General features: G+C 66.9%; 19 protein-coding genes. 6 read left to right on the forward strand and 13 right to left on the reverse strand.

Going from position 1 to position 20,255, the window contains the following annotated elements:
* Positions 1-45 precede the first annotated feature (45 nt).
* From AC5QAH_RS14215 to AC5QAH_RS14255, 9 genes are all read right to left on the reverse strand, one after another.
* Positions 46-1,263: a D-alanyl-D-alanine carboxypeptidase family protein gene (locus AC5QAH_RS14215; protein WP_010480982.1), complete on the reverse strand. Its 1,218-nt coding sequence runs from the start codon at positions 1,261-1,263 to the stop codon at positions 46-48.
* Between the two features lie 100 nt (positions 1,264-1,363).
* Positions 1,364-2,641, reverse strand: coding sequence for a septal ring lytic transglycosylase RlpA family protein (locus AC5QAH_RS14220; RefSeq protein WP_495232417.1), 1,278 nt, complete (start codon positions 2,639-2,641; stop codon positions 1,364-1,366).
* Complete coding sequence (gene mltB / locus AC5QAH_RS14225) at positions 2,638-3,783, reverse strand: lytic murein transglycosylase B (protein ID WP_049452831.1); 1,146 nt, start codon at positions 3,781-3,783, stop codon at positions 2,638-2,640. The genes AC5QAH_RS14220 and mltB overlap by 4 nt, the downstream gene beginning before the upstream one ends.
* Positions 3,784-4,771: 988 nt before the next feature.
* Positions 4,772-5,866, reverse strand: coding sequence for a rod shape-determining protein RodA (gene rodA / locus AC5QAH_RS14230; RefSeq protein ID WP_193390867.1), 1,095 nt, complete (start codon positions 5,864-5,866; stop codon positions 4,772-4,774).
* A 62-nt stretch (positions 5,867-5,928) separates the two neighbouring features.
* Positions 5,929-7,041 (reverse strand): rod shape-determining protein RodA, encoded by a 1,113-nt coding sequence (gene rodA / locus AC5QAH_RS14235; protein WP_010481418.1) that lies wholly within the window; start codon positions 7,039-7,041, stop codon positions 5,929-5,931.
* Positions 7,038-9,116 (reverse strand): penicillin-binding protein 2, encoded by a 2,079-nt coding sequence (gene mrdA / locus AC5QAH_RS14240; RefSeq protein WP_010481416.1) that lies wholly within the window; start codon positions 9,114-9,116, stop codon positions 7,038-7,040. Before mrdA ends, rodA (AC5QAH_RS14235) begins: the two co-directional genes overlap by 4 nt.
* Positions 9,117-9,119: 3 nt before the next feature.
* On the reverse strand, positions 9,120-9,605 hold the full coding sequence (gene mreD / locus AC5QAH_RS14245; RefSeq protein WP_010481414.1) for a rod shape-determining protein MreD: 486 nt from the start codon (positions 9,603-9,605) through the stop codon (positions 9,120-9,122).
* The gene (mreC, locus tag AC5QAH_RS14250) at positions 9,602-10,735 is read right to left on the reverse strand and encodes a rod shape-determining protein MreC (protein ID WP_049452835.1); all 1,134 of its coding nucleotides are present in this window, start codon (positions 10,733-10,735) and stop codon (positions 9,602-9,604) included. The genes mreD and mreC overlap by 4 nt, the downstream gene beginning before the upstream one ends.
* 121 nt (positions 10,736-10,856) lie before the next feature.
* Positions 10,857-11,903 (reverse strand): rod shape-determining protein, encoded by a 1,047-nt coding sequence (locus AC5QAH_RS14255; RefSeq protein WP_005419402.1) that lies wholly within the window; start codon positions 11,901-11,903, stop codon positions 10,857-10,859.
* A 283-nt stretch (positions 11,904-12,186) separates the two neighbouring features.
* On the opposite strand from AC5QAH_RS14255, the gene AC5QAH_RS14260 reads away from it, so the two are divergent.
* Complete coding sequence (locus tag AC5QAH_RS14260; RefSeq protein WP_010481412.1) at positions 12,187-13,125, forward strand: carbohydrate kinase family protein; 939 nt, start codon at positions 12,187-12,189, stop codon at positions 13,123-13,125.
* Between the two features lie 186 nt (positions 13,126-13,311).
* Here the strand turns inward: AC5QAH_RS14260 and AC5QAH_RS14265 are convergent, their stop codons facing one another.
* The 4 genes from AC5QAH_RS14265 to ubiE form a co-directional block, all read right to left on the reverse strand.
* Complete coding sequence (locus AC5QAH_RS14265) at positions 13,312-13,935, reverse strand: HAD family hydrolase (protein ID WP_010481411.1); 624 nt, start codon at positions 13,933-13,935, stop codon at positions 13,312-13,314.
* A complete protein-coding gene (locus tag AC5QAH_RS14270; protein ID WP_019337678.1) occupies positions 13,935-14,666 on the reverse strand; it encodes a hypothetical protein in 732 nt (243 codons plus the stop codon). Before AC5QAH_RS14270 ends, AC5QAH_RS14265 begins: the two co-directional genes overlap by 1 nt.
* A 127-nt stretch (positions 14,667-14,793) precedes the next feature.
* A complete protein-coding gene (locus AC5QAH_RS14275; protein ID WP_019337677.1) occupies positions 14,794-16,722 on the reverse strand; it encodes a M1 family metallopeptidase in 1,929 nt (642 codons plus the stop codon).
* Positions 16,723-16,968: 246 nt separating this feature from the next.
* Entirely contained in the window at positions 16,969-17,730 is a 762-nt protein-coding gene (gene ubiE / locus AC5QAH_RS14280; protein ID WP_005411082.1) for a bifunctional demethylmenaquinone methyltransferase/2-methoxy-6-polyprenyl-1,4-benzoquinol methylase UbiE, read from the reverse strand.
* An 80-nt stretch (positions 17,731-17,810) separates the two neighbouring features.
* Between ubiE and AC5QAH_RS14285 the strand changes: the two genes are divergently transcribed.
* The 5 genes from AC5QAH_RS14285 to AC5QAH_RS14305 all read left to right on the forward strand — a co-directional run bounded on the left by AC5QAH_RS14285 (position 17,811) and on the right by AC5QAH_RS14305 (position 20,183).
* Positions 17,811-18,263, forward strand: coding sequence for a nucleoside deaminase (locus AC5QAH_RS14285; RefSeq protein ID WP_005411083.1), 453 nt, complete (start codon positions 17,811-17,813; stop codon positions 18,261-18,263).
* Between the two features lie 198 nt (positions 18,264-18,461).
* Positions 18,462-18,722, forward strand: coding sequence for a hypothetical protein (locus AC5QAH_RS14290; RefSeq protein ID WP_010481405.1), 261 nt, complete (start codon positions 18,462-18,464; stop codon positions 18,720-18,722).
* Positions 18,723-18,797: 75 nt separating this feature from the next.
* Positions 18,798-19,133 (forward strand): hypothetical protein, encoded by a 336-nt coding sequence (locus AC5QAH_RS14295; protein ID WP_005411085.1) that lies wholly within the window; start codon positions 18,798-18,800, stop codon positions 19,131-19,133.
* A 67-nt stretch (positions 19,134-19,200) separates the two neighbouring features.
* Positions 19,201-19,623 (forward strand): low affinity iron permease family protein, encoded by a 423-nt coding sequence (locus AC5QAH_RS14300; RefSeq protein WP_010481401.1) that lies wholly within the window; start codon positions 19,201-19,203, stop codon positions 19,621-19,623.
* A 107-nt stretch (positions 19,624-19,730) separates the two neighbouring features.
* Positions 19,731-20,183: an REP-associated tyrosine transposase gene (locus AC5QAH_RS14305; RefSeq protein WP_029379752.1), complete on the forward strand. Its 453-nt coding sequence runs from the start codon at positions 19,731-19,733 to the stop codon at positions 20,181-20,183.
* The last annotated feature ends 72 nt before the right edge of the window (positions 20,184-20,255 follow it).

A 20,255-nucleotide genomic window follows, 5' to 3' on the forward strand; every position in this document is an offset into this window, starting at 1 on the left:
GGCCGGCATTCGCCGGCCTTTTCCTTCACCACGCCGGGGCGCGGATCATTCCGATTCCCACCACATCCAGAAGCTGTCCCACAGGCGCTTGAAGAAGCCGGCCTGTTCAACGGCAGCCACCGCCACCAGCGGCGCTTCAGCCACCAGCTTGCCATCCAGCATCACCTTCACGGTGCCGATCTGCTGGCCGGCGGTGAACGGTGCTTCCAGGGTCTTGGGCACATCGATGCTCGGCTTCAGGTCGTTGTAGCGGCCGCGCGGCACGCTCACCAGCATCGGTTGCGCCACGCCCAGCTGCACCTTGTCGGTAGTGCCCTTCCAGACCTTGTGCTCGGCTACGGCCTTGCCCGGTTCGTACAGGCGGTGGGTCTCGAAGAAGCGGAAGCCCCAGTTCAACAGCGCCAGGCTGTCATCGGCACGCTGCTTTTCCGACTGGCCGCCCAGCACCACGGCCACCAGACGCTGGTCACCACGCTGGGCCGAGCTCATCAGGCAGTAACCGGCTTCCGAGGTGTGACCGGTCTTGATGCCGTCCACGCTGCCATCGCGCCACAGCAGCAGGTTGCGGTTCGGCTGCTTGATGTTGCCGACCTGGAATTCCTTGATCTTGTTGTACGCGTAGGTTTCCGGGTAATCGCGCACCATCGCGCGGCCCAGCAGTGCCAGATCGTAGGCGCTGCTATGGTGGCCCGGAGCGGTCAGGCCATGGGCGTTCACGAAGTGCGAATTCTTCATGCCGATCTTGGCGGCATAGCTGTTCATCAGCGAAGCAAAGGCTTCCTCGCTGCCAGCCACGTGTTCGGCCAGGGCGATCGCGGCGTCGTTGCCGGACTGGATCGCCATGCCTTTTTCCATGTCTTCCAGGCGCGCGGTCTGGTTGACCGGGAAGCCGCTGTAGCTGCCATCGGTACCGGCGCCACCTTCGCGCCAGGCGCGCTCGCTCATCATCACCTGGTCATCCGCACGGACCTTGCCGTTCTTCACCTCGGCGGCGATCACGTAGGACGTCATCACCTTGGTGATGCTGGCCGGAGCCAGCTGTTCGTGGATGTTTTCACCGGCCAGCACCTGGCCGGTGGCGTAATCCATCAGCACCCAGGCCTTGGACACGCTGGGCGCGGGCGCCGGCGGAGTGGCAACAGTGGCCGGGGCGGCAGCGGCGGCAGGCGTCGGCGTTGCCGGGGTCGGCAGCGGCGTCTGGGCGGAAGCCAGGCCCACCACCAGGGTGGCGGCCAGGGCGGTGGCGGCGGAACGGAAATTCATTGGACAGCAGGCTCCAGGGGACGGCCGGGAATGGAGGGTGGAACGTAACGGCCATTGTAAGGCCGGGGGAGCATGGGCCGGCAGCACCGGCCCGGGCGGATCAATCCTTGACGATCTGCGGCGAACCCAGGCCCAGACCGGCGATGCGGCCGGCAAGTTCCGCAGCACTGGCATGGTCGCTGGCGGGAACGCGCAGGCGGAACAGGGTGCGGCCACCGGCAGCGATGTCACTGATGGTCGCGCCGACGATGCCGGCGGCGTTGAGCTGGCCCATCGCGCGGTTGGCATTGTCGCGGCTGGAGAAGCTGGCGACCTGCACCATCACCGCGCCCACCACCTGCTGCGACAGGCTGGGTGCGGCCGGCGTGGTCGATGCACTGCGCACCGGTGCCGGTGCCACCGCGCGCGGAGTGGTGCTGGCCACGACAGCCGGAGCGGGCACCGTGCTGCGCACCGGCGGCGCGCTCGGCGGCAGGCTGCTGACCGCCACATCCGGCACGGTGCTGGCCACGCCCTGGGTGGTGGCCGGCTGGCCACGCGCAGGCATGCTGTCGCCCGGCAGGCGCTTGACCAGGCGATCGATGTCGCTGTCGGCTGTGGCGCGTGCAGCCGGCGTCGGGCGCGCGCTGGCCACGGCGGTGGTTGCGGCCGTTTCGGCGGCACGGCGCTCGCGGCGCGACGGCTTTTGGGCCAGCAGGTTGCTCTCGCCCGGTTGCAGCGCATGCACTTCCACGTTGCCGGTACCGCGCTGGGTGATGCCCAGCCGCACCGCGGCGGCATAACTGAGGTCGACCACGCGGCCATCATGGAACGGGCCGCGATCGTTGACGCGCACGATCACCGACTCGCCGTTGTCCAGGTTGGTGACGCGGGCGAAGCTGGGCAGCGGCAGCGTCTTGTGCGCGGCGGTGAACTGGTACATGTCGTAGACCTCGCGGTTGGAGGTCAGGCGGCCGTGGAACTTGGCGCCGTAGTACGAGGCCGTACCGCGCTCGACATAGTTGCGGGTGTCGTCGAGCACCTTGTACGACTTGCCCAGCACCACGTACGGCGACTTGTTGCCGATGGCCGAACGCTCTTCGGCGGTCACTTCCGGCTCGGGAATGCAGGCGACGTTGGGAATGTAGTCCGGGGTGCTGTCACGCACGCCTGGCTTGTACAGCCCGCCGGCGGTGTAGTTGCCGCGCGTGTTCGGGTCTTCCTTGGCCGCAGCATAGGGCGAGCCTTCCGGGCAGTGTGCCGGGCGCGAGCCGCGCCCCTGCACCAGGGTGCCGCCCGACTTGCCACCATGGCCGGCCGTGGCCGGCTTCTTCGGCGCGCTGCTGCAGGCAGCCAGCGCGAGAACGATCAAGCCTGGGACCAGCCATCTGATGTTCATGCCGGGGGCAGCTCCTGTCCGGCGATGGCCTGGGACAACTGGAACACGGCCATCGCGTACATCTTCGAGAGGTTGTAGCGGGTGATCGCGTAGTAGTTCTGGAAGCCCAGCCAGTACTGCTTGCCGGTGCTGCCTTCAAGCGTGATCGGCGTGGCCGTGGCACCCGGCTGCACTGCAGCGCTGGGCTGGTAGCCGCGCTGTGCCAGGTCGGCCAGCGACCAGGTCGGCATCCATTCGGTCGGATTGAACTCCTCGCGGCCCGGTGCCAGCGTGGCCGGCACGGCCACCTGGCCACCCCGCACCCAGCCGCCCTTCTTCACGAAGTAGTTGGCGATGGACGAGAACACGTCGTCGTAGCTGGTGAACAGGTCGCGACGGCCGTCGCCGTTGCCGTCCACTGCGTAATCCAGATAGCTGGACGGCATGAACTGGCCCATGCCCATCGCACCGGCATAACTGCCCTTGAGCGTGGTGATGTCCAGGTTTTCTTCGCGGCCCAGCTCGAACAGCTTGGCCAGCTCATCGCGGAAGAACAGCTCGCGGCGTACTTCGCGTTCCAGCTTGGCCGGGTCGCCGCTGCGCGGGTAATAGAAGGCCAGCGTGTACAGCGCATCGAGCACGCGATGGCTGCCGGCATTCTTGCCGTAGCTGGTTTCCACGCCGATGATCGCCACGATCACTTCGGCCGGCACACCGGTGCGCTGCTGCACGCGATCCAGTTCGGCGCGATGCTGGGCCAGGAACGCGCGGCCACCATCGATGCGGGCCTTGCTGATGAACATCGGCCGGTATTCGTTCCACGGCTTGACCCGTTCGGCCGGGCGCGACATCGCGGCGATGATCGGCTGGCGCACCTGCGCCTGGTCGAGCACGCTGCTGATCTGCTCCGGCTTCAGGCCATAGCGCTTGGCGGTATCGGCAATGAAGCGGGCCCGTGCGACCTCGAACGGCACCGGGGTGAGATCGACCGGCGGCGCGGTGGCCGCAGTGGCTTCGGGCGCGGCCTCGGCCGGGCCACGGGCCTTGGCGGCGGGTTGGCGCGGCGTGCTGCTGGCCTGGGGCGAAGACGGTGGGGACTTCGGCTGGGTCGCGCAGGCGACCAGGCCGAGGGTGAGCATGCAGGCCAGAGTGCGTCGAATCATCGTCGCAGGTTAGCAGGTCATGGATGAATTAAAACCCCTAACACCATGAATCACAACGATTTGCCCGCGTTCAGCGGGAAATGTGAAGGCGTCGTGATCGCGCTTCCCCATTCAGATAGAGGTGGCCGGTTGCGTCCCCATCCCCGCAGACGCAACCGGCAACCGGATCCGGTCGATACCCGCGCGGCTGCCGCTCCCCAGTGGCAGTACCCCGCGCTCCCTGTATCCGTTGGATCAGTACTGCTCCCGCCCGACGCCCCCTCGCGCTGCAACGATTGACGGCGCGCCGTGCCGAACGGGCCGCCATTGTGCAGGCCGATTACGACAAGTCCATTGATCAGGATCAACGCGCTGTAAAAGTGTGAACCAGATAACGTTTTTTCCGGACTTTGGTCAGCGGGTGTGCTGCCGTGCATCGTTGTGAGAACGCTTCCACAACGGGCGTTGCGCAGAGTCAGGAAGTTTCCAGCCAACGGCGCAGCCCCTCGTGGGTGGTGCCTGGGTGGTCGCGGAAAGGAGAAGCCGCGGGTGGGCCGGTCGGGTTGGGTACGCGGGGGACGCCGTGAATCCGTCCCTGGAGGCTTGGCAGCCGCATCCATGCGGCTGACACCCCCGCGTACCCAACCCGACCGGCCTCTGACAGATTTCGGAGGTCTGCCACCCACGGAGAAGAAAAAGAAGATCAAAAGCGGATCGCGACGCTGCGCTTGCTCGTGAGCCGAGCATGGATCGGCTCTACACAAGGCAATGAAGCGACCCCCAGGCCGCCTTTGCTTTTGATCTTCTTTTTCTTCTCCGTGGGAGACGCGCACGGAACCTGTCCGTGGCCGGGTAGATGGGCTGCGCAGGGGCGTGAGCCGCATGGATGCGGCGACCGAGCTTACAGGGATGTACTTGCAGCGTCCCCTGCGCGGCCCATCTACCCGGCCCCACCCATGAACTGCTTTGCGCGGTCATCCACGAGGGGCTGCGCCGTTGGCTGGAAACCCTATCCCCCGTGCACGGGCCGGTGCCCACGCACCGCCATCACCAGTCCGATGCCGGCCAGCAACGAGACCGCCGATGTCCCGCCATAGCTGATCAACGGCATCGGGATGCCCACCACCGGCAGCAGGCCGGAAATCATTCCACCATTGACCAGTACATAGACGAAGAACGCCAACCCCAGGCTGCCGGCCAGCAACCGTGCATGCGTGTCGCGTGCGTGCACTGCGATCCACAGGCAGCGTCCGACCACGAACAGGTACAGCGCGAACAGCGTCGCCACACCGATCCAGCCGAATTCCTCGGCCAGCACCGAGAACGCGAAGTCGGTGGTGTACTCGGGCAGGAAATCCAGCGTGGCCTGCGTGCCCTGCCCCCAGCCACGCCCCTGCCAGCCACCGGAACCGATCGCGATGCGTGACTGCAGGATGTTCCAGCCGGTGCCGAGCGGATCTGCCGCCGGGTCGAGGAAGGTCAGTACGCGATCCTTCTGGTACTGCCGCAACAGCCCGAACCACGCCAGCGGTGCGGCCACCGCCAGCCCCGCCGCGCCCGTTGCCACCCAGCCCCAGTGCAGGCCGGCCAGCAACAACGCGAACACCCCGCTGGCAGTGACCAAGGTGGCGGTGCCGAGGTTCGGCTGCATCAGGATCAGCACGGCAGGAACGCCGATCAACACTGCGGCCGTCAGCACCGTGCGTGGCGAGGGCGGCAACGGCTGCCGGTGCAGGTACCAGGCCATCATCAACGGCAGGCTGATCTTGAGCAGCTCCGACGGCTGCAGGTAGAAGACGCCAAGGTTGAGCCAGCGCTGCCCGTACTTGCCGGTGCCGATCACATACACCGCCATCAGCGGCAGCATCGACAGCGCATACAACGCCGGTGTCCACGCGCGCAGGTGCAGCAGCGAAACACGCGACAGCAGCCACATCGCCACCAGGCCACCGGCAAAGCGCGCCGCCTGCCCGGTCACTGGCCCGGACACGCTGTGCAGCACCGCCAGGCCCGCGCCCATCAGGATCAACAACGCGACCAGCAACGGCAGGTCGATCGTGCGCACCGCCTCACGGCAGCCGCCAAGCAGTCGTTTCCATTCCACGCGCGCCACGGTAGCAACGGGCGCTTGCGTGAAGCTGTCATAGTGGTCCTGCGCAGCCGGTGTTACCCGTAGCCGCCGTGCACCGGGTTGTGACTGCGCACGGCCATCACCAACCCGAAGCCGGCCAGCAGTGACACCGCCGAGGTACCGCCGTAGCTGATCAGCGGCATCGGCACGCCCACCACCGGCAGCAGGCCGGAAATCATCCCGCCGTTCACCAGTACATAGACGAAGAACGCCAGGCCGGTAGCGCCGGCCAGCAGGCGCGAGTACGAATCGCGCGACTGGCTGGCAATCCACAGGCAACGCCCGATCACCACAAGGTACAGCGCCAGCACGGTGGCCACGCCGATCCAGCCGAATTCCTCACTCAGCACCGAGAACGCGAAGTCGGTGGTCTGCTCGGGAATGAAGTTCAAGTGCGACTGCGAGCCTTCGCCCCAGCCCTTGCCATCGAAGCCGCCGGAACCGATCGCGATCTTCGACTGGATGATGTTCCAGCCGGCCCCCAGCGCATCCATCTCCGGGTCCAGGAACATCATGATGCGGTCCTTCTGGTACGGCCGCAGCAGCCAGAACCAGGCCACCGGCGCAACCGCGGCCACGCCGCCCACGCCCAGGCCGACCCACCACCACGGCAGGCCTGCCAGCAGCAGCACGAACACGCCGCTGGCGGCGATCAGCACACCGGTGCCGAAGTCCGGCTGCAGCATCACCAGGCCGGTTGGTACGCCGATGATGACCAGGGCCACGAGCACGGTGTTGAAGCGCGGTGGCAACGGCATCTTGTGCAGGTACCAGGCCACCATCATCGGCAGGCTGACCTTCAGCAGCTCGGCCGGCTGCAGGTAGAAGAATTTCAGGTCCAGCCACTGCCGGCCGTATTTGCCGGTACCCAGCACAAACACCGCCAGCAGCGGGATCATCGAGATTGCGTAGATCATCGGCGTGGCCGAGCGGATCCGCAGGATCGGTACCCGCGAGATGCCCCACAACGCGGCCATGCCCACTGCGAAGCGCGCGCCCTGTGCCATCACCAGGCCATCGCCACCGGCACTCTTCAGCGTGGCCAGACCGATCACCATCAGCGCGCCCAGGGCCAGGCACAACACCCAGTCCAGCGTGCTGAAGAAGCGACGCAGCATGTCGCCGGCCCAACGCAGAAACACTCTCATCGTGCGGGCTCCACGGTGGTCGGGCGTGGCGTGGCCGGCAGCGCGGCCGCAGCCGGCGCCCCCGGCTGCGGCGGTGCGGGTGCCGGTTCCGGCGCGGGCACGCCGACCAGCACCGGGTGCTCGCCCAGCTGTGCCGCAGCAAGGTCACCGGCCTGGCGCGCGCCCACATCTTCGTTGTCGAACGCGGTGGCACCGATGGCGGTGGTGCCGCGCTCGCTGTCCAGCGGCTGCATGCCTTCAGGCATCTTGCCCAGCAGATAGGCGTCGAACACCTTGCGTGCGATCGGCGCAGCCGCCGCACCGCCGTAGCCGCCGCCCTCCACCGCGATCGCCAGCGCGATCACCGGCTGGTCGACCGGCGCGAAACCGACGAACAGCGCGCGGTGGCGCAGGTGCATCGGCAGGCTCTTCGGATTCACCGCGGCCGTGCCCTTGCGGCTGACGACCTGCGCGGTACCGGTCTTGCCGGCCATCGTATACGGCGCGCCGGCGGCCATGCGGGCCGCGCTGCCGCCAGGCAGCATGGTGGCCATCATGCCTTCGCGCACCGCCTGCAGATTGTTCGGGTTCGGGCTGACCGGTTTGCTTTCGCCCGGGTCGGTCGCCATCCAGTCATGGTCGAACCCCGCACGCTGCTGGATCACCAGATGGGGCGTGCGCAGCTGCCCGTTGGCCAGCCCACTGACACCCCGCGCCAGCTGCAGCGGGGTGACCTTCCAGTCACCCTGGCCGATGCTGATGTTGACTGTATCGCCCGGATACCAGGCCTCCTTGCGGCTCTTCCGCTTGTAGGCCGGCGACGGCAGGATGCCGCCGATCTCGCCGGTCAGGTCGATACCGGTCGGCTGGCCGAAGCCGTAGTACTCCATGTAATGGTCGAAGCGCTCGATGCCCAGGTCCAGCGCCAGCTTGTAGTAGTAGGTGTTGACCGACTGCGCGATGGATTTGCGCAGGTCGGTCCAGCCGTGGCCACCGCGGTGCGAGTCACCCCAGCCACGCGAGGTGCCGGGCAGATAGAACATGCCGGTGGACAACACCTTGTCTTCCGGGCGGCGTACACCCGAATCCAGGCCGGCCAGGCCGATCAGCGGCTTGAGCGTGGAACCGGGCGCGACGCCACCGAGCACCAGGCGGTTGAACTGCGGCCGCGACGGGTTGTCGTTCAGCGCCTTGAAATCGGCATGCGAGATACCGTTGACGAACAGGTTGGGGTCGTACGACGGCAGGCTGACCATCGCCAGCACTTCGCCGGTACGCGGGTCCATCGCCACGGCCGAGCCTTCCTGGTCGCCGAACGCGGCCACCATGGCGCGCTGCAGGTCGGCGTCGATCGACAGCCGCAGGTCGGCGCCGGACTGCGCGGCAACGCGGCCGATGGTGCGGATGGCACGGCCCTGCACGTTGGTCTCGACCTGCTCGTAGCCGACCTTGCCGCGCAGCTGCTGCTCGTAATAGCGCTCCAGGCCGGACTTGCCGATGTGGGTCAGCGCGGCGTTGCCTTCGCCGAGGATCTCCAGATCCTTGTCGTCGACACGGCCGACGTAGCCGATGATGTGCGCGAACAGGTCGCCATACGGGTAGCGCCGGGTCAGGTAGGGCTCCAGCTCGACGCCGGGGAAGCGCCAGCGGTCGACGGCGAAGCGCGCCATCTCCTCGTCGCTCATGCGCAGCTTCAGCGTGACCGGCAGGAACTTGCGGCGCGCCTTGCGCGACTTGTTGAACGCTTCCAGCTCTTCCGGGCTGATGCTGATGATCTTCGCCAGCCCTTCCAGGGTGGCGTCCATGTCCTTGACCTTGTCCGGGGTCACGTCCAGGCGGAACGCCGGCACGTTCTCGGCCAGCAGGCGACCGTTGCGGTCGTAGATCATGCCGCGCCCGGGCACTACCGGCCGCGGCTTGATGCGGTTGGCTTCCGAGCGCGTGGCGTAGACGTCGTGGTCCAGCACCTGCAGCTTGAAGTACCAGCCGCCCAGTCCCAGCAGGCAGACCAGCACGCCCAGGAAACCCAGCGCCGCGCGGCGGCGGAACTGTTCGGCTTCGGCGTGCGGATTCTTGACCTGGCGGCGCGGGATCATGGCTCAGCGCCCGCGCTTGCCGAAGCGCACCGCATCCAGCAGCACGAACACCAGCGGCCACAGGCCCATGCCCAGCAGCGGCGCCCACCAGTACGACCACGGCAGGGTGGGTTCACCCACCAGGATGTGCACCAGGGCGCTGACGATGCGATCGTTGAACAGCAGGCCGCCGATGGCCAGCATCTGCTGCGACATCGGGAAGAAGCGGATGCGGGCGCGGAAACGCTGCAGGATGAAGGCCAGCATCACCAGCCGCAGCGCCTGTTCGCCGAGCACGCCGCCGTACAGCAGGTCGGCGATGACGCCGCTGGCGAAAGCGATGCCCAGGCCGACCCGCTCGGGTGTCTCGATCACCCAATACGCCAGCACCAGCGCCAGCCAGTACGGGCGCAGTGGCTGCAGCAGCGCCGGCAACGGCAGCAGGCCCAGCAGCAGCGCCACCACCAGGCTGGCCGGCAGCACCCACGGGTTGTCGCGCAGGCGGCTCATCGCTGGGCCTCCGGCGTGGTCGGTTGCCGGCCAGCGGCCGGCACTCCCGTGGATCCAGCTGGGGGAGAGCCCCCCTCTTGTTGAGGGGGGCGCGCCGAAGGCGCGGGGGTAAGGGAGGATGCGGGGGCAACAGTCCTCGTTTGCGACGAGGGCTGTTGCCGGCCAGCGGCCGGCACTACCGGGCTGGGCTGCGTCGCTGCAGGCGCGGTGCCGGTCGGCAGCGCTGTGGCATCGGCCGGACCACCGGGAGCGCTCTGCTCCATCTGCAGGCGCAGGTTCGGCGGAATACGGATCGCCGCGCCGGGGCGCAGCAGAAGCACGTCGCGGCCGCGGTCCAGCTGCGCGGCCGGCTTCAGTTCGCCCACCAGGAAGGCATGGGTGTCGTCCGGGCGCAGGCCGGTGATGGTGCCGACCGGGAAGCCGGCCGGGAAACGACCGCCGAGGCCGGAGGTAACGATCTCATCGCCCACTTCCACGCCGGCGCTGAGCGGGATGTCGCGCAGTTCCAGCTTGTCGCCGCGGCCGTAGACGATCAGGCGCACGCCGTTGCGGGCCACGGTCACCGGCACGGCATGGTCGGGGTCGGTCAGCAGCAGCACGGTGGAGGTACCGCCGGTGACGCTGATCACCTGGCCCATCAGGCCGCCGGCATCGATCACCGCCTGGCCGACATGCACGCCCTCGCGGCTGCCGGCATCGAGTACCAGGCGCTGTTTGACCGGGTCAAGGTCGATGTCCAGGATCGGCGCCAGCTGCACGTCCAGGCCACTGCGCTCGGCCACGTTCAGCAGTTCGCGCAGCTGGGCATTGTCCAGTGCGGCGGTCTGCAGGCGGGTCAGGCGCGCGTTGGCCAGCAGCAGCTGGTTGCGCAGTTCGCGGTTCTCGGCGACCAGCTGGCTGTGGCTGGCGGCAGAATCCTTGACCTGGTTGCCGAGCTTGCCGGGCAGGCCGGCCAGTGCCCAGACCGGCTGCACCAGGCTGTTGGCCTGCTCGCGCAGGCGCGCCAGCCAGCCGGCCTGGTCATCGAGCACGATCAGCGTGATGGCCAACGCGAGATAGGCCAGCAACCGCAGGGGGCTGGCGGCATCACCGGATCGGGAGGCGACGGGAGGACCGGCGTAGGGCGGCACGGCAACGATTCAACTGGCAGAAGGCGGAAGGGAAACACGCGGGCGCCCCGCCGGTGCCGGCCCGCCATCACGGCGGGCCGCACCCCGGAGGGGCGCTGCGGGCGCAGGCAGCCGGGACGGCTTATTCCGGCGCAAAGAACTCGTTGCCGTGCATGTCGACCAGCTCCAGCGCACGGCCACCGCCGCGGGCCACGCAGGTCAGCGGATCGTCCGCCACCTGCACGTGCAGGCCGGTTTCCTCGGAAATCAGGCGGTCCAGGTCACGCAGCAGGGCGCCGCCACCGGTCAGCACGATGCCGCGCTCGGCAACGTCGGCACACAGTTCCGGCGGGGTCTGTTCCAGCGCCAGCTTGACCGCGCTGACGATGCCCGACAGCGGCTCGTGCAGGGCTTCAAGCACCTCGTTGGAGCTGATCTTGATCATCTTCGGCACGCCCTCGGCGAGGTTGCGGCCGGAGATTTCCATCTCGATCACTTCCGCCTGCGGGTAGGCACAGCCCAGCTCGACCTTGATGCGCTCAGCGGTGGCTTCACCGATCAGCATGCCGTGGTTGCGGCGCACGTAGTTGGTGATCGACTCGTCGAAGCGGTCGCCACCGATGCGGACCGACGCCGAGTAGACGATGCCGTTGAGCGAGATCACCGCCACTTCGGTGGTGCCGCCGCCGATGTCGATGACCATCGAGCCACGCGCTTCAGTGACCGGCATGCCGGCGCCGATCGCGGCCGCCATCGGTTCTTCGATCAGGAACACGTCACGGGCACCGGCTTCCTCGGCCGATTCCTTGATCGCGCGGCGCTCGACCTGGGTCGAGCCGGCCGGCACGCAGACCAGCACGCGCGGGCTCGGGCGCAGCACGCGCGATTTGTGCACCTTCTTGATGAAGTGCTTGAGCATCGCCTCGGTATAGGTGAAGTCGGCGATGACGCCGTCCTTCATCGGGCGGATGGTGGTGATGTGGCCCGGGGTACGGCCCAGCATCTGCTTGGCTTCGGCGCCTACGGCTGCCACCGAGCGGGTGCCACCGATGGCACGGTCCTGACGCACGGCCACGACCGATGGCTCGTTCAGCACGATCCCCTGCCCGCGCACGTAGATGAGGGTGTTGGCCGTGCCCAGGTCGATGGACAGGTCGTTGGAGAACATGCCACGGAGTTTCTTGAACATCTGAGGAAGGAGTCCTGAGGGGTGTCGTGCCCGCCGCGGGATGGCGAAAAAATGGGCAGAAATCGAGGCCGACAAGCCTAGCAACCCGCCTGCCGCCGAGCAAGGAAAAAACTAGCTGAACCCGCGTCTTCACAGGCTTTCGGCCTGATCGGGTCTCACCCGGTTCTGGCCCTGAGCGGCACCAGCGGGTAACCTTTGCGCCGTCGGGCGCCCAAGGGCGCCGTTTGCTTGCCCGCCGAACCGGGCCGGCCCACCCCAAAATTCACCGCATAGGCTTACATCGATGTCCGCTCTGATCTGTGGTTCTCTTGCCTTCGACACCATCATGGTGTTCCCGGACCAGTTCAAGAATCACATCCTGCCGGACAAGGTGCACATCCTGAACGTGTCCTTCCTGGTCCCGCGCATGCGCCGCGAGTTCGGCGGCTGCGCCGGCAACATCGCCTACAACCTGCACCTGCTGGGCGGCCAGCCGATCCCGATGGGCACCGTGGGTTCGGACTTTGGCCCGTACCGTGAGTACTTCGAAGGCCTGGGCATCGACCTGTCGCGCGTGCGCGTGATCGATGAGCTGTTCACCCCGCAGGCGTTCATCACCACCGATCACGACAACAACCAGATCACCGCCTTCCACCCGGGCGCGATGATGCGTTCCTACGAAAACCACGTGCGTGGCGTACCGGGCGTGACCCTGGGCCTGGTCGGCCCGGACGGCCGCGAAGGCATGATCCAGAACGCGCAGGAATTCCACGAAGACGGCATCCCGTTCATCTTCGACCCGGGCCAGGCCATGCCGCTGTTCAACGGCCCGGAACTGCGCGAGTTCATCGAGCAGGCCGACTACGTGGTGGTCAACGACTACGAGTCGAACCTGCTGCAGGAACGCACTGGCTGGGACGAGAAAGAGATCGTCAGCCGGGTCAAGGCCTACATCACCACCCGCGGCCCGAAGGGCGCGGTCATCCACACCCCGGAAAAGAGCTACGACATTCCGCCGGCGCATGAGCGCCGCGTGGTCGACCCGACCGGCTGTGGCGACGCCTTCCGCGCCGGCCTGATCTACGGCATCCAGAAGGGCTACGACTGGCTGACCATCGGCCGCATGGGCAACCTGATGGGCGCGCTGAAGGTCGAGCACCCGGGCACGCAGAACCAGCGCTTCACCTTCGATGAGTTCAACGAGCAGTTCAAGCAGCAGTTCGGTTACGCGCTGAGCGCGTAACCGAACTGCCCGCACATCTGATCGGTAGGTGTCGACCTTGGTCGACACTGCCGGCCAGCGGCCGGCACTACCGGAACCTCCGACCGACACGTGGCCTGCTCTCTGTAGAGCCGAGCCATGCTCGGCTTGCGCGCGCCAGCGCGATCTGACCGGAGGAGAGCAGCCGAGCGTGGGCTCGGCTCTACATCAGCAAGCGCCCTGCCAGGCAGCCAGCAAGGCGCGGCAATCAGCGAAATGCCAGTCGGCACGGCCCGGCCATGGGTTTTCCGGCAGGTTGACCAGCACGGTATGGGCGCCGGCCGCACGGCCGCACTCCAGGTCGTAGGCGTGGTCACCGACCATCACCGCCTCCGCAGCCCCGATCCCCCAACGCCGCAGATGCTGCTGCAGGCCATCCGGTGAGGGTTTGGGCACCGCTTCATCGCGGCCGATGATGTCGGCATCGTCGAACAACGCCCCGACCCCGATCGCGTCCAACGTCAGCTTCGCCAGCGCATGATCATTGCGGGTCAGGATGCCGAGCCGGCAGCCTGCCGCCGACAACGCGCGCAGCAGCTTCAGCGCACCCGGTGCCGGCAGTGCGTCCTCGGCCAGCGCGCGCTCATGATCCAGCAGCCACTCGCGCTTGGCCTGCGCCGGTGCGTCCGGCAACGCCGCAATATGGTCAAGGATGTCTTCCTCGGCCGCGATCTCCAGCGCGCGGCGGATCGCGGCGAAATCATGCACGGCGACGGTCAGCGTGCCATCCATGTCGAACACCCAGTGCCGGATCGCGGACAACGCGTGCACTGCGCTGCCCGCCGCAACCATCACTGCCACCACTGCGGCATGCGGCTGGCGTCGACGCCACCGGTTTCGAACACAGCGGTGCGGGTGCCACCGGCCTTGACCGGGAACTCGATGCTGATCGACTTGCCCTTGCGCGCCAGCTTCCACAGCGCCTTCTGGTCGGTGATGAACAGGGCAATGGCTTCATCGGTCTTCGGACGCCACGCCGCCATGGAAATCGGCTTGCCGTCGTCCACGGTTACTTTCACCGTGCACTGCGGGCAACGGAAATCGCCGGCCTGCAGCACCAGATACGCATGCCGCTTCCACTCCGGATGATCGCGGAACACCAGCTGCACCGGCTTGGCGCCGCTGCCATCCACGTCCACCCGTTCCTTGCTGTAGATCTGCGCCGAAACCTGGTTGCCCTTGTTGCCCACCGGGATCTGGTTGTACTGCCACAGCGCCTGCATGCGGCGCAGGTCGCGCGCGGCATCGCCCTTGGCCTTGACCTCGTCGAAGCCTGCGGCGATGCGCTCGGCGGCCGCGGTGTCCTTGTACTGGTCCAGCAGCGAGGCACCATGCAGGCGCGCGCGCTCCCAGTCCTGCGCGGCCACGGCCATGTCGTACTGCTTGGCCACGTCTTCGGCCTTGGCCTCCTTCTGCGCCTGCACGGCGGCTGCGGCGGCTTCCTGCGCCTTGCGTTCTTCCTCGGGGTTGCTGCAGGCGGCCAGCGCCAGGGTGCAGGCGGTGAGCAGGATCAGTCGTTTCATGGCGGAGGTCCTTTGCGGGTGCATCCCGATTCTATCGGCAGCGAAAAACGGATACACCAACGGCGGGTTTCCCCGCCGTTGGTGGTGAAGCAGTGACCGGTTGCCGGCCAGCGGCCAGCACTACCGCTTACTTGGCTTCAGCCTTGGCCAGCATGTCCTGGACCGAGGCGGTGGTGATCGGGTGGTAGCCCGGCTTGGCCTTTTCGAAGGCCTGCTTGGCCAGCTCCAGCCCCTTCGGGGTCTTCACCAGTTCGGCGTAGATCGGCAGGATCAGCTTGCGACGGCCGACGCGCTCGATGAATGCCGCCGCGCCTTCATTGGCCTGCTCGTAGCCGCTGCGGATCGCCAGCGGGTACCAGCGCATGGCGATCTCGCCATTCGGGGTGCCAGTGAAGTGGAAGGCCTTGTCCAGCGTGGCCAGCTTGTCCAGCGGCTGGGTCGCACCCAGGCCGTCGATGAAGCGCACCCATTCCTGCGTGCTCCAGTCGGCGATGACCTGGCTGCTCGGCACGGTGCCGGCGCTGGCGAAGGCGATGCGCGCGGTATCGACGCTGCTGAAGTTGCGCGACTGCGCCTTGGCAGCGAACGCCGGAATGCCCGGCTCGTCCAGCCACGCCTTCAGTTCGGCCTCGGTCACGGCCGAGGGATTCTTCGGCAGCAGGTTCTTCTTCATGTACGCGACGAACTGGTCGGTGTTCGCGCTCTGGAAGGCGTGGTCATCGAACCAGCCGCGCAGGAACGGATCGAAGGTCTCGCGGCCGAAGCGCTGCTCCAGGAATTCCAGGAACCACGCACCCTTGACGTAGGCGACCTGGCTGAGCGCTTCGTCGGGATCACGCTCGTTCAGCGGCGGCAGCGCCAGTGCCTGGTCAGCCGGGCTCATGTCCTTCACTTCGGCCAGCAGGTCGGTCTGGTCGATCTGCTTCTCCATCTCGGCCATTTCCTTGCCGTACAGGGCTTCGGTGATGCGGCCCTGGACGTAGGTGGTGAAGCCTTCATTGAGCCAGATGTCCTTCCAGCTGGCGTTGGTCACCAGGTTGCCCGACCAGCTGTGCGCCAGTTCGTGGGCGACCAGCGAGACCAACGACTTGTCGCCGACGATCACGGTCGGGGTGGCGAAGGTCAGGCGCGGGTTTTCCATGCCGCCGAACGGGAACGACGGCGGCAGCACCAGCATGTCGTAGCGGCCCCAGCGGTATTCGCCGTACAGCTTCTCGGCGGCACCGATCATCTTTTCGGTGTCTTCGAATTCCTTGGCGGCCTTGTTGACCATGGTCGGCTCGGCCCAGACGCCGGAGCGGCCGGAGATCGGCTCGAACACCAGGTCGCCGGCGGCGATGGCCAGCAGGTAGGACGGAATCGGCTGCGGCATCTTGAAGGTGTAGTCACCGTCACGCGCGGCCTTCGGATCGTTGTCGGCGCTCATCAGCACCATCACGTCCGGGCGCGAGACCACGTGCGCGCTGTAGGTGAAGCGAACGCTCGGGGTGTCCTGCAGCGGCACCCAGGAACGGGCGTGGATCGCCTGCGACTGGCTGAACATGAAGGGCAGCTTCTTGCCCTCGGTCATCGACGGTGCCAGCCACTGCAGGCCCGAGGCGGTCGGCGCGGTGTGATAGGTCACTTCCACCTTGGCCGGCTGTTCCGGAGCCTCGATGGTCAGCTTGCTGCCGAACACCTTGTCAGCGGCGGCCAGCTCGAACTTCAGCGGGCTGCGCGCGCCATCGGCGGCAACGGCCTCAACCTTGGACACGGTCAGCTCGCGGGTGTCGAGCACCAGCTGCTTGGCGTCCTTCTGCTTCCATTCCAGGGTGTAGGTGGCGGTGCCGCCGATCTGCTTCTGGTCGAAGTCCAGCTTCAGATCCAGCGCGATGTCCTTGATGACGACCTTGTCCGGCTCGGCGTACGAGCTTTCGTCGTGGCTGCGGTTCTCGGCGTTCACGGGGGCGGCGGGGGCCTTTGCGGCAGTCGGGGCGGCGGCGGGCGCGGCCGCCTCCTGGGAGCAGCCGGCGGCCAGGGCCACGGCCAGCGGAAGGAGCATCAGCGGATTACGCATGAATCGGGACCGTTACGGGGATCAAACCCCAATGGTACCTCCCTCCGGCCCGGCAGGCGTTGCGCGGTGCGGGGTAATGCGGCCAAGGCCGATCCTGCGGCGGCGCCCCGGGTAGGTGCCAACTTTGGTTGGCACGGATCTTTCATCGCATGTGGCAGGCCCGTGCCGACCAAGGTCGGCACCTACCAGAGCGGATGACCGCAGCGGCCGAGTGCCAACCAGGGTTGGCACCCACCAGGGCAAGGCCTACAGCTTGTAGCCGGAGTGGATCGAAACGATGCCGCCGGTCAGGTTCTTGTAGTGGCAGCGCTCGAAACCGGCCTGCCCCATCATCGCCTTCAGTTCATCCTGCGGCGGGTGCTTGCGGATGCTCTCAGCCAGGTACTGGTAGCTGTCCGAATCATTGGCGAACAACTTGCCCAGCTTGGGCAGGATCTTGAACGAGTGGAAGTCGTAGATCGGCTTGAACCAGTCCGCGGTGACTTCGGAGAACTCCAGCACGCGGGCCTGGCCGCCCACCTTCAGCACGCGGTACATCTCGCGCAGGCCGGCGTCCTTGTCGGTGACGTTGCGCAGGCCGAAGGCGATGGTGACCAGGTCGAAGCTGTTGTCCGGGAACGGCAGGGCTTCGGCGTTGCACTGCACGTAGTCCAGGCCGAGCACCAGGCCGCGGTTGGTCAGGCGGTCGCGGCCGACCGACAGCATGCCGGCGTTGATGTCGCCCAGCACCACCGAGCCCTCGGCGCCGACGCGCTCCTTCAGCAGGGCGGCGATGTCGCCGGTGCCGCCCGCCAGGTCGAGCACGCGGTCGCCCGGCTTCACCTGCGCGGTCGCCACGTAGTAGCGCTTCCACGCCCGGTGCACGCCCAGGCTCATCAGGTCGTTCATCAGGTCGTAGTTGCGCGCGACCGAGGTGAACACCTGGCCGACCAGCTTCTGCTTGTCCTTGGCGGCGACGTCGCGGAACCCGAAATGGGTGGTACCGGCTTTGTAGGGGGATTCGCTCATGGCCCCGATTATCGCACCGCCGGGGGCCAGCGGCACCCCCTGCCCGTATCATGGCGGGCCACGACTTACCGGAGCCCCGCATGATCACCACGCCCGACTACCAGGCCCTGCTGCAGACCGCCATCGCCGAAGCCCGCCAGGGCCTGGCCGAAGGCGGCGTGCCGATCGGCGCGGCGCTGTACCACAACGACGGCCGCCTGCTCGGCTGCGGCCATAACCGCCGCGTGCAGGAGGGCGACCCGTCCGTGCACGGCGAAACCGATGCGTTCCGCAAGGCCGGCCGCCAGCGCCGTTACCAGGACACGATCATGGTCACCACCCTGGCACCGTGCTGGTACTGCTCGGGCCTGGTGCGCCAGTTCAACATCGGCACCGTGGTGGTGGGCGAATCGCGCACCTTCCAGGGCGGCATCGACTGGTTGCGGGAAAACGGCGTCAACGTGATCGACCTGGACAGCCAGGAATGCGTGGACCTGCTGGGCGGCTTCATTGCGCAGCACCCGGAGATCTGGAACGAAGACATCGGTGAATGATTACCACGCAGTGTCCTGTTGATCCCATTTAATGAACGCTTCAGCGCCGGCACGCCCTAGTGCCGGCAGCGTTTGCGGCCATTGCCGTGAACCCGTGCACAGTCAGCTGCGCAACGTGCACACGCTGCGATAACACCCCGCCCGGCTGCCGCGCCTAGGGTGGGGTTACCGGGACTTCTTTCCCCGGCGGAGCCAGCCATGTGCGCGCACGCCGTACGACCTACGCCTGACCCGATCCTCGACGCCATCCGCAAGCGCCTGCAGCAGCAGTACGCACTGCACCAGCGTGGCGCACTGTTCTGGACTGCCTACCAGGGCCTGCAGCTGGAGCTGGTGCGCGGCCACCCGCTCGACCATGAGCGCCTGTGCAATGCGATGGCCGACATCGCCGAAGATCTCGGTGCCGTCGAGCGTGCGCAGTTGATCGGACATGCCAACGCCAGCTCCACATCGCGCTGACGCGGCATGCACCGCCACATACGCCACACTCCGATGAACCCCCACTCCCTTTCCACTCAACCGAACTGGATTGTCATGCACGCTGAAGTCCCCACCATTCCTCCGGTCATCAACGTTGACGCCGAGCTGGATCACTGGCGCCGCCAACATGCCGAAGGCGCACTGCCGCACAACTCGTTCGGCTCGTACGTGCCGTGGATCAAGTTTGCCTGCGATTCGCTGATCACCCAGCCGCGCGCCAGCGAGGCCGAACGTGACGAGATGTTCCAGACCCAGTACGCCCTGCAGATCATGCCGCGACTGAGCGAAGCACAGGCCCGCGAGTTCGTCGACCGTTGCTGGCAGCACGTCTACCAGAGCAGTCCGGTGCGCAGCCTACAGGCACCGCGCCTGCAGCGCATGCGCGCCTGACTGCCGCTGCACGGCGCCTGCACGGGCCACTGCCGATCATCCTCGTCACCTGAGTGGGACGACGACGATGAAAGCACGCAACCTGTTCAATACGATCGCCAAGAAGGCCGCGGCCGCCACCGGCTCGCCGTGGACCTTCCTGGCCGCAGTAGCGATCGTGGTGATCTGGGGCATCAGTGGCCCGGTGTTCGGTTTCAACGACACCTGGCAGCTGGTGATCAACACCGGCACCACCATCATCACCTTCCTGATGGTGTTCCTGATCCAGCACACGCAGAACGCGGATACCGCCGCGATGCAGATCAAGCTGGACGAGCTGATCCGGGCGACAGCCGAAGCCAACAACGAACTGTTGGATCTGGAAGAACTGGACGAAGCGCGGCTGGAAGAGATCCGCGCCGAATACGAGCGCATGGCCCGCGAGGCCGGTGACGCGCTGCTGCGCGTGCGCGCCTGCCGCGCGGCCCCGCGCGATGATGAAGCGATCTGACGGTAGCGCCGGGCCATGCCCGGCGAGCGCGATACCCGGAAGAATCCCACACGGGCCATCGCCCTCGGCTGATAACGGCGGACATCCCATCAGTGCAGACTGGCGCCATGTCCAGCCGTCATCTGGAACGTGGCCGCCACTCCCATATCGGGGGCTACTACGTCCTCACCACGGTCGTACGCCACCGGCGCCCGGTCTTTGAAGATCCACGTTGTGCAACGTGTCTTGTGGATGCATTGAGGTATGTTGAACGCATGGGCCTCAGTCGGTCCTTTGCTTGGGTCGTCATGCCTGACCATCTGCATTGGCTGATGCAGCTGCGCGACGGATCACTGGCGCGCATGATGGGAACGGTGAAATCCCGCAGCAGCCGGTTGCTGGGGCAGCAGTTCGGCATACAGACGCCTTTGTGGCAGCCGAGCTATTTCGATCACGCGGTACGCAGCGAGGAAGCCTTGAGGCGCCATGCGTTGTACATCCTGGGCAACCCCATCCGAGCAGGATTGACCCTGCATCTCGATGAATATCCGTTTGCATGGTGCCGTTGGCCCATGCGGTAGCGCCTGGCCATGCCCGGCGAGCACGAAGTGCGGTCCGCCCAGCCGTCAGGCATGCAGGAACGAAAGGCCGCC

It is taken from the genome of Stenotrophomonas sp. YJH_SMC_43 (genome assembly GCF_059372535.1).

What these genes read in the sequence shown, in the direction of transcription:
- AC5QAH_RS14215 (WP_010480982.1), bottom strand. Translation starts at nt 1,263, where the DNA reads ATGAATTTCCGTTCCGCCGCCACCGCCCTGGCCGCCACCCTGGTGGTG.
- AC5QAH_RS14220 (WP_495232417.1), bottom strand. Translation starts at nt 2,641, where the DNA reads ATGAACATCAGATGGCTGGTCCCAGGCTTGATCGTTCTCGCGCTGGCT.
- mltB (WP_049452831.1), bottom strand. Translation starts at nt 3,783, where the DNA reads ATGATTCGACGCACTCTGGCCTGCATGCTCACCCTCGGCCTGGTCGCC.
- rodA (WP_010481418.1), bottom strand. Translation starts at nt 7,041, where the DNA reads ATGAGAGTGTTTCTGCGTTGGGCCGGCGACATGCTGCGTCGCTTCTTC.
- mrdA (WP_010481416.1), bottom strand. Translation starts at nt 9,116, where the DNA reads ATGATCCCGCGCCGCCAGGTCAAGAATCCGCACGCCGAAGCCGAACAG.
- mreD (WP_010481414.1), bottom strand. Translation starts at nt 9,605, where the DNA reads ATGAGCCGCCTGCGCGACAACCCGTGGGTGCTGCCGGCCAGCCTGGTG.
- AC5QAH_RS14255 (WP_005419402.1), bottom strand. Translation starts at nt 11,903, where the DNA reads ATGTTCAAGAAACTCCGTGGCATGTTCTCCAACGACCTGTCCATCGAC.
- AC5QAH_RS14260 (WP_010481412.1), top strand. Translation starts at nt 12,187, where the DNA reads ATGTCCGCTCTGATCTGTGGTTCTCTTGCCTTCGACACCATCATGGTG.
- AC5QAH_RS14265 (WP_010481411.1), bottom strand. Translation starts at nt 13,935, where the DNA reads ATGGTTGCGGCGGGCAGCGCAGTGCACGCGTTGTCCGCGATCCGGCAC.
- AC5QAH_RS14270 (WP_019337678.1), bottom strand. Translation starts at nt 14,666, where the DNA reads ATGAAACGACTGATCCTGCTCACCGCCTGCACCCTGGCGCTGGCCGCC.
- AC5QAH_RS14275 (WP_019337677.1), bottom strand. Translation starts at nt 16,722, where the DNA reads ATGCGTAATCCGCTGATGCTCCTTCCGCTGGCCGTGGCCCTGGCCGCC.
- ubiE (WP_005411082.1), bottom strand. Translation starts at nt 17,730, where the DNA reads ATGAGCGAATCCCCCTACAAAGCCGGTACCACCCATTTCGGGTTCCGC.
- AC5QAH_RS14285 (WP_005411083.1), top strand. Translation starts at nt 17,811, where the DNA reads ATGATCACCACGCCCGACTACCAGGCCCTGCTGCAGACCGCCATCGCC.
- AC5QAH_RS14290 (WP_010481405.1), top strand. Translation starts at nt 18,462, where the DNA reads ATGTGCGCGCACGCCGTACGACCTACGCCTGACCCGATCCTCGACGCC.
- AC5QAH_RS14295 (WP_005411085.1), top strand. Translation starts at nt 18,798, where the DNA reads ATGCACGCTGAAGTCCCCACCATTCCTCCGGTCATCAACGTTGACGCC.
- AC5QAH_RS14300 (WP_010481401.1), top strand. Translation starts at nt 19,201, where the DNA reads ATGAAAGCACGCAACCTGTTCAATACGATCGCCAAGAAGGCCGCGGCC.
- AC5QAH_RS14305 (WP_029379752.1), top strand. Translation starts at nt 19,731, where the DNA reads ATGTCCAGCCGTCATCTGGAACGTGGCCGCCACTCCCATATCGGGGGC.